We start from the raw sequence: 10,279 nt of genomic DNA, 5'->3' as shown, positions 1-10,279 counted from the left end.
TTCAAAAGCTTCAATACAATTGCTAGAACAATGTCAATACACTACAAGAATATACTCAACTACTTTGATAATCGAAGCACGAATGCGTCAGCAGAATCCTTCAATGCTAAAATAAAAGCGTTTAGAGCTCAGTTCAGAGGCGTTAGAAATGTAGAATTCTTCCTCTTTAGATTATCAAATATTTTTGCATAATCCGAAAATCCCACAACTTTTGCATTTGATCCGGTATTTTTTCGCTTAAAGCGAAAACCTATAAAGAGTTCTCTTCGTTGCATTATCGTGCTTAGAACTTAGATGCTGTCTTATACTGAATAAAAAGAGGAAAAATTCAATTGATTAGTATAGATGTTTTTTACAAGAATAACTTGATCAACAATCAACATCACAACACTGATCGTCTTTGACGAGCTTACAACTCATCACGGCAAGGATCGCTCCAATAAAGGGAGCGGTCACATATAACCACATCGGTTCCCATTGTCCAGAAAAAATAGCAGGTCCGATGGAACGCGCAGGATTCATAGAGGCATTGGTCATGGGACCTGCAAACATGGCTTCTAATAATACAATGCCACCAATGGCAATTCCTGCAACAACACCTATTTCTTTTGCACCTGTTGATACATTAATAATCACGAGCATTAAGAAAAAGGTAAGTAAGATTTCTAATATAAAGGCTTTATAGTGCTCAAATGAAGGAACGGTACTTCCCAAAAATTCGCTTTCGGGGAATAAGAACCAAAGCATAGCCCCAGCTAGTGTTGCTCCTAAAACTTGTGCTACGATATATTTAGGGACTTCACGCCATGAGAATTTTTTCGCGTAAGCAAAAGCGACCGTAACGGCAGGATTAAAATGGGCTCCAGAAATATCACCAAAAGCATAAATCATTCCCATCACAATCAATCCCCAAGTTATCGCAATGCCAGGATGTGTAACCGTACCATTTGTAATCTCATTTACAGTCATAGCACCACAGCCACAAAAAACCATAGAGAATGTCCCAATAAGCTCGGCAATATATCGCTTCATGTATTTCTGAATTTTGAGCAAAGATACATCTTGCGATATTAAGATTTTGTTAACGTTTGACAGATGCAGGAATGGTATTTTTGTAGGTACGTAAACGTTGGAGGTATATATCCAAGTTCCTGCAAGACAAAAAATACATACATAACTACATAACAATTTTAAAACTAGATCATTATGAAAAAATTACTTTTAGTTGCTTTTATGAGTCTATTAACTATAGGATCATACGCACAAATTAACACACCTGCACCAAGCCCACTTGCTGAAATGGAGCAAGTAGTAGGATTGACCGATGTGACATTAGAATATTCACGACCAGCGATGCGTGGAAGAACAATTTTTGGCAACTTAGTGCCTTATGGAAAAATTTGGAGAACTGGAGCCAACCAACGTACCAAAATTACATTTTCTACAGATGTTACAGTAGGAGGAAAAGAGTTAAAGGCAGGAACATACGCGATTTTCACAAAGCCAGCAGCATCTTCTTGGGATGTGTATTTCTACACAGAATATGAGGGAGGTGGAGCACCAAGAGAATGGGATGATTCTAAGGTAGCTGCGATGGTGAATGTACCTGTACAAAAAATGCCGATGACGGTGGAGTCATTTACCATGACTTTTGATGACCTTACAAATAATGGTGCAAACCTTGGGATCCTTTGGGAAAACGTATATGTAGCAGTTCCTTTTGGAGTGCCTACAGAAAAAATGGTTTCTGCTCAAATCGAAAAAATCATGGCAGGTCCAGGTGCTGGAGATTATTATGCAGCAGCTGTGTATTTAGCTAGCAGCGATAAAGACATTAACAAGGCTAAAGAATATATGGATAAAGCAATGGCGATGACAGAAAAGCCAGCATACTGGCAATTACGTCAGCAGTCGTTAATTCTTGCAAAAAGCGGAGATAAAAAAGGAGCTGTTAAAGCAGCAAAAGCATCACTTGAAGGCGCAAAAGAAGCTGGTAATGCAGATTACGTAAAGATGAATACTGATTCATTAAAAGAATGGGGAGCGATGTAATTCGTTTTACTACACTAAATACATAAAAAAACACCTTCCAACGAAGGTGTTTTTTTTATGCTTTTAAGTTTGCTTGCTCTTGCATTTTTTCTAAAAGGGCGATGATCTCTTTACCATGTTTGGTACCTACAAAAAATTCGGTATTCCTATTTTTTGTTTTGATAAATAGTGCGGGTCCAGGTCTTGTATTAAAGAACGTTCCTCTCATATTAAAACGATAGCCTATCCCAACATACCACGGCAAGTGTACAATTTCTGCTGTCGTCAAATCAAGATCGCGAATCGGAATCTCCCTTTTAAGCCATCCGATTCCAAATTGTACTCTTGCCATTTCTGTATCGATGGTAATGGTCATATTATAAAGGATGAGTATGGGCAGAATATTGACAACGAGTAACGGAATAGCGTATGACCAAGAAGGAATAGGTTTTGTACCCCATTGAAAATAGGTAGCACACACAATAAGGATAGAAATCAAGGCAAATAAGGCAACAAACCAATATAAGGTTTGTGTCTCTTTGTATTTTGGGTGCTTCATCTTATAAAATTATGTATTTAATGATACTCCAAACCAATCTTTTCACGAACGTTGTCCAGTAAACTAATAAGTTGGATACTCTTTTCAAAAGTCATAATATCACTTTCTGTTTTACCTTGTACCAGCATTTCTTGACAATGTAAAATCTCATAATGATATCCGTGCACGGTCACTGGAAAGTCGATGGTTTCTGTGATTCCGTTTTTAGTGATGGTAATGTTGGTAGGATCATGAAAACGGCTGTTAATGTGGATCGTTCCTTTCTCCAATTCGATGTGGCAGGTGGTAGGAGTTTGTGTGTCTATTGCTGAGAACAAGTTTGCTTTTACCTGATCAGAATAGGTGAGTTCCATCTCACAGTTAAGGTCGATGCCGTTAGTGTGAAATGTCGCTTTGGCTTCGATACTTTCAGGTTCTCCAAGCATGGTGAGGGCAGCAAATAGCGGATAGATTCCCACGTCTAGTAAGCTTCCGCCACCTAGATTTTTATTGTATAATCTGTGTGATTCATCTTTAGGAACGTCGATGCCAAAATCTGCTTTCAGACTTTTAATCGCTCCCAATGCTCCTGAATATACGGTGTGTAGGGCAAATTGATAATGCGGTATAAAATACGTCCATAGCGCTTCCATTAAGAAGGTTTTTTGCGCTTTCGCGAAAGCGATCATAGCCTCCACCTCACTGCGATTCATGGCAAAAGGTTTCTCACATAATACTGCTTTGCGATGCTTAAGACAAAGGAAGGTAACTTCTTTATGATAGGTATGTGGTGTCGCAATATAGACAATATCGACTTTGGGATCTTTGACGAGGTCTTCGTAGGAAGCATACGCTTTGTGCGCCTGATGCTGTTGTTTAAATGCTTCCGCCTTTTCCAAACTACGACTGCCCACAGCATAGAGCGTAGCTCCTTCTGTCGCTCGAATATCTTCTGCAAATTTATGGGCAATATTCCCACATCCTAAAATAGCCCAATTGGTGTTATGCATTTTTTGGCGTGTTTAATCTAAATAAGGTTTCTATGAGTATAGCAATTCCCATTGCAAGAGCGCACCCAAATAGGTTGAGCCATAAATACGGCATCCAATCATCAAAATACCCCACGAGTACAATGGCTTGTGTAATTAACGCAGCTATAAATACGGCATTACTTCGCACGTATTTGATAAAAAATGCGAGTAGAAAAATCCCTAAGATATTGCCATAAAAAATAGAGCCTATAATGTTTACTAATTGGATCAGGTTTTCAAAAAGACTAGCGGTACAGGCAACAATAATGGCAAGGACTCCCCATCCTAACGTAAATAGTTTGGTCGCATTTACATAATGCTGTTCATCTTTTTCTCCTTTTACATTCCGTTTATATAAATCGATAGAGGTGGTAGCACCAAGGGCATTGAGTTCTGAAGCCGTAGATGACATCGCTGCTGATAGGATCACAGCTAACAATAAACCGATAAGTCCTTTGGGAAGATTGTTTAGAATAAAGTGGATGAACACATAATCTTTATCATTACTTTCTACAATATCACTCGCTTTTTTAATAAGTTCTTTGGCTTCTGCTCGGAGGATTTTATCTACCTCTTCAAACTTGGCGATATAGGATAAGTCTTTCCCGTCTTCTTGATACCTATCATTAGCAGGATCTTTGGCATAATTATACGCAGCTCCTTTTTGGTATTTGTGATTTGCTTCTAATCGTTTTTCCAAGGCTTTATATTCATCACCATATTCAGAAGCATATACGGCTTCTGTGGCAGTAGGATTGAAGTTTAAAGGTGTTGCATTAAACTGATAAAACACAAATACCATCACACCTACCAATAGAATAAAGAATTGCATAGGAATTTTAAGAATTCCATTAAAGACCAATCCTAGACGCATCTCACGTACATTCTTTCCTGATAAATACCGTTGTACTTGACTCTGATCGGTACCAAAATACGAAAGCATTAAAAACGTACCTCCTATAAGCCCACTCCATACCGTATATCGATTGTCAAAATCAAATGAAAAATCGAGTAACTCCATCCGATCTCCCGCTCCAGCAATACTTAAGGCATCAGAAAAAGTGATGTCCTCGGGTAAATAATCTAAGATCAAAAAGAAGGCGATAAACATCCCGATAAAGATGACACCCATTTGTTGTTTTTGAGTTACACTCACAGCTTTGGTACCTCCAGAAACCGTGTAGACAATCACGATAATCCCAATGACAATATTAAGCACAGTAAGATTCCATCCTAACACTGCAGATAAAATAATAGCTGGGGCGTAAATCGTGATTCCAGCCGCAAGACTTCGTTGGATTAGAAATAGAATCGCAGCAAGTGATCTGGTTTTAAGATCAAATCTACTTTCTAAATATTCATAAGCGGTAAAGACCTTAAGCCGATGATAAATGGGAATAAAAACCAGACAGATAATCACCATCGCAATCGGAAGTCCAAAATAAAATTGAACGAATCCCATCCCGCTATAAAAACCTTGTCCTGTGGTAGATAAGAAGGTAATGGCACTCGCTTGTGTTGCCATCACGGATAAACCGACAGTCCACCATTTTGAGGTATTACCACCACGAATATAATCTTCTACATTTTTGCTTCCCTGTGTTTTGTATACGCCATAAAGCACAATAAAAACCAAAGTGGCTCCGAGAACAATCCAATCAATAATTTCCATATTAGACGTATTGTTTCATTAAAAGATAGAATAAAATAAAATAGATCACATTGGCTATGAGAACGACTGTGTACGACTTTTTCCAAACATATTTAGGTTCTTTATCCATCGTGTTATCCTTTTACTTTTTTCGGATTCTCTTTTCCTATAGAAAGCATATTTGAAAATAGACGATAGGCGCCAGAAACTCCAGCAGGTAGTTCTCTAAAGAAGCTCAACCCTGTATAAATATAATGCCCTTCTCCATACGGAGCGACCAATAAACTACCTTCTTTAGGCGTTTCTCCTTTGTCCTGCATAGAGAGAATAGGCGTGTATTCACTAGACCACTCATCAGGAAAATAAAGACCTCTTTCTTGAGTCCACCCTTCAAAATCTTTTTGGGTAATTTTGTTCGGAAAATTCATTAGTGGATGATCTTTGGCTAGGATTTTCACCTCACTGTACTCATCTGTCACACGATCACGGGAAAGCTTCATAGGGTAGGGGGCTCCAATTTTTGTATCACCCCAACGACCACTGGTGTTATATTGAGCGATCAATGTCCCACCTTCTTTTACGTATGCTAGCAATGTGGGTTGTTTGCTTTGTAGTTCATCTACCACATTGTAGGCGCGGATCCCTACAACAACTGCATCAAACTGCGCTAATCGTTCCTTCGTAATTTCTTCTGGTTTAATGATCGCTACTTGATAGCCTATTTGTTCTAGGTTTTGCGGTACCGCATCACCCGCTCCTTGAATATAGCCTATGTAGTCTCCTCTACGTTCTATGTCTAATCGGACGACTTTTGCTTGTGCAGGAAGGAATAAGGATTGTAACGGAATATGGCTATAATCAATCTTTACTAATTCTTTATCGTAGGTTGTAGTACCTACGGTGATTTTTGGTGTCAAGATTCCTTCACTCTGATTTGCTGGCGGGGTTACGGTAAAATTAATGACTTGCTGTTCTCCTTTTTTAGCAATCATTACTGGAGCAGTTTGCGGAGACACTTTCCAACCTTTAGGAATGTCTAATTGTAAAGTACCTGTAAGTTCGTTTTTGTGGGCTGTGACTGTCACAGGAATTTGTTTTGCCTCTGCATTGGCAAAGATGAGGACTTTGTCTTTAATGCTCGAAGATGCTTCAGGAACAATTTCAAATGGCTCATACACTTCGCCTTTCACACGATCATTGTATTTATAAACGATAGGTTTATCAAAATTGAAAGCAACACCTTCAATGACAATTTCAAACGTCACTACATTTCTTTTTGGTGTTTCTGGCTTTCCAATCAACCTGCGATCGTCTACTCGGTACATTCCTAACGTACCTTGTTTTTCTAACCAATAGGCATTGGTAGAAGCAAATTCATTGGATACGGTCACTTTTTCTTCTCCTTGATAGCCATTATTTGTCATAAGTGATTCACCGATTAAGGTGCTTTTTTTAGTAGGAATCCCCACACTATTCAGGGTCATAGCAACATCACTTCTATTAATGGCTTCTAGTTTTAAAGTAACTTCTTCTCCTGTGGTAGCCGTTTGTGTATTTGCAACGGCTTCTAGGTAGAGTCCCGCACAGGCTGCGATCAACTCTTTCAATTCTTCGCTTTTTATGGTTTTCCAGTGTTGATCTTCTAGTTTTTGAAGTTCCTTATATGCTTGCGTAAGTTTAGGAACACTTTTTTCTGGGTGGGCGTGGTCAAAGTTTTTTTCGACAGCTTGTAAGAGAGCTGCTACTTTGTCGCTTCCTTTGACACGTCCCCAAGAAGTGTCAATCCCTTGAAATACGTCATCATTACTTGGCATCGTACCACGCAATAATTCAAAATACGTTTCATTGCTTCCGCGGGTTCCTGTATTTCCAAACCCTTGTGATTTATGCTGACTTCGACTCAACGAGGAGATTTCTGTATTTGACATTCCGTAGCTAGGGTAGTAAGTGCCTACATCCACTTTTACGAGATTGGATTTGTCCGCTTTCGCGAAAGCGTCTTGGCTCCCATAAAACCACCAGCTGGTATTGAAAAACTGGCGTTGAGGTTGCCACGTTTCTGTGTACTGTAATTGATCGGGATATTTTGAAGGATCATTCACCAAGTCAAAGGCTTCGACGCTCAACATGGCGCTAGAAGTATGGTGTCCGTGCGTAGATCCTGGTGATCTATGATCAAAGCGATTGATAATCACATCGGGCTTAAAGGTTCGCATTGCCCAAACAACATCGCTCAGCACTTCTTCTTTGTTCCAAATAGCGAGGGTCTCATCGGGATGTTTTGAATAGCCAAAATCATTGGCTCTGGTAAAGCGTTGTTCACCACCATCGGTCGCACGCGCGGCAAGGAGTTCTTGCGTACGAATTATACCGAGGAGTTCGCGAAGTTCAGGCCCTATAATATTCTGACCTCCATCGCCACGGGTAAGGGAAAGGTAGGCAGTCCGGGCTTTTACCGTATTTGAAAAATAAGAAATAGCGGTGGTGTTCTCATCGTCAGGGTGTGCAGCGACATATAGGACAGAACCTAAAAAATTGAGCTTTTTTATGCCTTCATAAATCTGAGAAGAGGTTGGTTTTTTGGGCTTTACGGTGATTCCTTGTGCGTTTATTTTCGCGCAAAGCGAACAAATAAGCAGGGTAACTACAAAAGTAATAGTGCGCATTGTATGTGGTGTATTGAGTCTTCTCAAATATAACCAAAATGGATGCGAGCAGGAATCCTTTAGAGTTTCTTTAACTTTTAGCTGTTGGTCGTTGGTCACTTTAGCTCTTAGTCTTTGGCTTTTAGCTAGTGTATGTATCTGAATATAGATTAACGCTTCTGATTTATTGATTTTAGAATTAGAGTACTATTCTAAAATAGAGCAATACTGAATTTTGCATATCGCTGATTAGAGTTGATTGTTTTTGGATTGATATTTCCGACTTCCGACTTCTGACTTCTGACTTCGTATCTCGTACTTCGTCACTCATACCTCGTACCTCATTCAAGTCCAAGATCCGTTCGTAATCCAGCATCTGCATTGCTATTTTTAGACCAATAGGCGCTTTTAATAGTTTTGATGCGGGTGGCTTTGGTGGTGAGTGCTTTGCCGTTGGCTCCATAGCCATCTACATACGTATCTTCCCAACTTTCTATGATGTAGGGAAATGCTTCTGAAAACTGAATGTTAAGCGTGCGCTTTAATTCGGGATATTCTAGGGTGTACGATGAAGCGGTTAAGGTTCCTTTTGCTTCATACGCTTTCAACGGAATATGTTTCATGCGGGTATATGAAAAGTCAGGGATGGCATTAAATTTTCCTGTCGGCAAGGCGGTTGGGTCGATACGGAGTTGTGTCCATAATTCGTTTTCTAGAACGTCTTTTGGAAGTGTAAATTTTTGATCGGCTTCTCCTTCAAAATAAGAGTGGGAGCTGACTTCAAACTGGTCACGGTTATTGATTTGGGCATATTGGTGTCCGCACCATTCTTGCATACTTTGTGATACTTTAATGGCATGTTTTTCTTCAAATACAGGATAAAACGTACTGGTCATAACCGAATACGGATAAATCCCAGTATTGAAGTTTTTAGTGGCATTTATTTTTAATACAGGAATATTACGTTCGTTCTGACGGTCAGCTTTTACTTGTATTTCTGGAAGGAAATCTTCGGTTACATAAATGAGAACCGCGGTGCCATCACGCATTTCTCCATACCGGGCTTGTTCAAGTTTGTAGGAAGATATTTCTGCTTTCCCAGCATACCAATAATCTTTAAATTCCTGAGAGATCGTTCTGTTCTTTGTAACCTCTAGGGTGCTATTTGCTGTAGACATTTCAGCAGTTTCTGTAGTTGTAGGATCACCTTTGCAGTTGGCTAGTAGTGCAATAAGTGCCATAGCAATCATTAAAAAAAATAGCGTGCGATCGAGTTTGAATAGTTTTTCGGGAAATGACATAGCTTTTATTTTACCTTAAAATTACTAAAAATTCAAGAGTCTGCAAGCTGCATTAACGTTTCATACACTTTATGTGTAGGCAATCCCATCACATTAAAATAAGATCCTTCTAGTCGTGTAACCGCGATGTAACCAAACCATTCTTGTACGCCATAACCACCTGCCTTGTCAAACGGTTGGAAATTATCTATGTAATAATGAATCTCTTCTGCTGTCAGCGTTTTGAAAGTCACTTTTGTGGTATCATGAATCACAACTTGTTTGTGAGGAGAGGTAAAGCAAACACTTGTAATCACTTCATGCGTATGTCCAGAAAGACTTGAAATCATTTCAAATGCTTCCTCTTTATCTTCTGGTTTGTTAAGGGCTTTATCTTGAAACCAAACAATCGTATCGCTTGTAATTAGAATATCATTTTCTTGTAATTCTTTGAAAGCAGCAGCTTTTAATTGGGCTAGGTAATCAGTGATTTCTGCCCCTTTGTAATGCTCTGGAAACACCTCATCAATAGGTTTGAGTTGGATAGTAAAGTCCAATCCAAGCTCTTTAAAAAAGAATTGTCTACGAGGGGAACCAGAAGCAAGAATGATATTTTTATGCTGTAATCGTTTAGATAGCATTTGCAATAGTATATGATATGAATGGGATGGATACAATGCCTATAAACATGATAATTTTTAAAATAAGCGAAAGTTTTGAAAACTGACTTTTCTTATCGGCTTCCCATAATTGTGTGGCGACGTACCCTAGTGGAGCAACGACTCCAAAAAATAAAATCCCGACGGTAAATTTGTGATCGTATAAAAAAGTAAATGTATACCAAGAGATAAGCGTCATCGTAACTAAACTTAGCACCGAAGCAATACGAGCCGTTCTTTGTGCACCAAGAATAATAGGTAACGTTCGATACCTTGCCACATAATCTCCTTGAATATCTTCTACATCTTTTACAATTTCTCTAATGAGGTTAATTAAAAATGCAGCGATAGAGATGTCAAGAATAATATGTAATAGCAGTATTTTTAACTCATCATTATACCCTGGATCTATCGGTAATAGCTCAAATATAGCTACAATTGCTA

10 protein-coding genes are annotated in these 10,279 nt (G+C 39.0%); 2 read left to right on the top strand and 8 right to left on the bottom strand.

The window, feature by feature from the left end; all coding sequences use genetic code 11:
- Window positions 1-192, top strand: a 192-nt coding sequence (locus Q0505_RS15965; RefSeq protein ID WP_299214979.1) for a transposase, incomplete at its 5' end; no start/stop codon positions are given.
- A gap of 177 nt (window positions 193-369) precedes the next feature.
- On the opposite strand, the gene Q0505_RS15960 is transcribed toward Q0505_RS15965, so the two are convergent.
- A complete protein-coding gene (locus Q0505_RS15960; protein WP_299214976.1) occupies window positions 370-1,032 on the bottom strand; it encodes an MIP family channel protein in 663 nt (220 codons plus the stop codon).
- Window positions 1,033-1,206: 174 nt separating this feature from the next.
- Here Q0505_RS15960 and Q0505_RS15955 point away from each other — a divergent pair, with 174 nt between their 5' ends.
- Entirely contained in the window at window positions 1,207-2,052 is an 846-nt protein-coding gene (locus Q0505_RS15955; protein WP_299214972.1) for a DUF2911 domain-containing protein, read from the top strand.
- Between the two features lie 55 nt (window positions 2,053-2,107).
- On the opposite strand, the gene Q0505_RS15950 is transcribed toward Q0505_RS15955, so the two are convergent.
- The 7 genes from Q0505_RS15950 to Q0505_RS15920 form a co-directional block, all read right to left on the bottom strand.
- A complete protein-coding gene (locus Q0505_RS15950; protein WP_299214969.1) occupies window positions 2,108-2,590 on the bottom strand; it encodes a hypothetical protein in 483 nt (160 codons plus the stop codon).
- 17 nt (window positions 2,591-2,607) lie between these two features.
- Complete coding sequence (locus Q0505_RS15945; RefSeq protein WP_299214966.1) at window positions 2,608-3,579, bottom strand: Gfo/Idh/MocA family oxidoreductase; 972 nt, start codon at window positions 3,577-3,579, stop codon at window positions 2,608-2,610.
- Window positions 3,572-5,272, bottom strand: coding sequence for a sodium:solute symporter (locus Q0505_RS15940; protein WP_299214963.1), 1,701 nt, complete (start codon window positions 5,270-5,272; stop codon window positions 3,572-3,574). The genes Q0505_RS15945 and Q0505_RS15940 overlap by 8 nt, the downstream gene beginning before the upstream one ends.
- A 113-nt stretch (window positions 5,273-5,385) precedes the next feature.
- Entirely contained in the window at window positions 5,386-7,917 is a 2,532-nt protein-coding gene (locus Q0505_RS15935) for a PIG-L family deacetylase (RefSeq protein WP_299214960.1), read from the bottom strand.
- A 320-nt stretch (window positions 7,918-8,237) separates the two neighbouring features.
- Window positions 8,238-9,197, bottom strand: a complete 960-nt coding sequence (locus Q0505_RS15930) for a septum formation inhibitor Maf (protein WP_299214957.1) — start codon at window positions 9,195-9,197, stop codon at window positions 8,238-8,240.
- A gap of 32 nt (window positions 9,198-9,229) precedes the next feature.
- Window positions 9,230-9,817 carry a Maf-like protein gene (locus Q0505_RS15925; protein ID WP_299214954.1) on the bottom strand — a complete coding sequence of 196 codons (588 nt, stop codon included), beginning with the start codon at window positions 9,815-9,817 and terminating at the stop codon, window positions 9,230-9,232.
- Window positions 9,807-10,279 (bottom strand): UbiA family prenyltransferase (locus Q0505_RS15920; protein ID WP_299214951.1); only part of this gene is annotated, 473 nt, incomplete at its 5' end. The genes Q0505_RS15920 and Q0505_RS15925, both read right to left, overlap by 11 nt.

The sequence above is a fragment of the uncultured Dokdonia sp. genome (assembly GCF_937910895.1).
Lineage (GTDB): Bacteria > Bacteroidota > Bacteroidia > Flavobacteriales > Flavobacteriaceae > Dokdonia.
Note: the sequence above shows the minus strand (reverse complement) of the source record. Positions and strands in the feature narration are given on the sequence as shown.

Coding starts and splice junctions, on each gene's coding strand:
- Q0505_RS15925 (WP_299214954.1), bottom strand. CDS start 9,817: ATGCTATCTAAACGATTACAGCATAAAAATATCATTCTTGCTTCTGGT.
- Q0505_RS15940 (WP_299214963.1), bottom strand. CDS start 5,272: ATGGAAATTATTGATTGGATTGTTCTCGGAGCCACTTTGGTTTTTATT.
- Q0505_RS15935 (WP_299214960.1), bottom strand. CDS start 7,917: ATGCGCACTATTACTTTTGTAGTTACCCTGCTTATTTGTTCGCTTTGC.
- Q0505_RS15955 (WP_299214972.1), top strand. CDS start 1,207: ATGAAAAAATTACTTTTAGTTGCTTTTATGAGTCTATTAACTATAGGA.
- Q0505_RS15930 (WP_299214957.1), bottom strand. CDS start 9,197: ATGTCATTTCCCGAAAAACTATTCAAACTCGATCGCACGCTATTTTTT.
- Q0505_RS15960 (WP_299214976.1), bottom strand. CDS start 1,032: ATGAAGCGATATATTGCCGAGCTTATTGGGACATTCTCTATGGTTTTT.
- Q0505_RS15945 (WP_299214966.1), bottom strand. CDS start 3,579: ATGCATAACACCAATTGGGCTATTTTAGGATGTGGGAATATTGCCCAT.
- Q0505_RS15950 (WP_299214969.1), bottom strand. CDS start 2,590: ATGAAGCACCCAAAATACAAAGAGACACAAACCTTATATTGGTTTGTT.